The sequence below is a fragment of the Microbacterium sp. H6 genome (assembly GCF_003314775.1).
In the GTDB taxonomy this organism is placed as follows: domain Bacteria; phylum Actinomycetota; class Actinomycetes; order Actinomycetales; family Microbacteriaceae; genus Microbacterium; species Microbacterium oxydans.
This window is the reverse complement of the sequence record NZ_QOAY01000063.1, coordinates 1-238: the sequence shown is the minus strand read 5'-3', so window position 1 is coordinate 238 and position 238 is coordinate 1. Positions and strand designations below refer to the sequence as shown.

At 72.7% G+C, this 238-nt stretch carries 1 protein-coding gene; it reads left to right on the top strand.

Going from position 1 to position 238, the window contains the following annotated elements; genetic code table 11:
* The coding region (locus DSP71_RS21930; protein ID WP_220151075.1) for a hypothetical protein at positions 1 to 238 on the top strand (238 nt) is incomplete at both ends.

Genomic DNA, 238 nt, shown 5'->3' with positions numbered 1-238 from the left:
ACCGATCCTGGCACCGACCCCGGCACCGATCCTGGCACCGACCCCGGCGCCGATCCTGGCACCGACCCCGGTACGGACCCCGGCACCGATCCGGGTACCGATCCGGGCACCTCGCCGAAGTCTGCGGCGATAGAGGTCTTCCTCGCCGACGGCACCACGCCGGCCGCAGGCGCCGCTCTCAAGGCGGGCGACAGGGTCGTGGTGAAGGGATCCGGCTACGACCCGACGGCGAACCTCG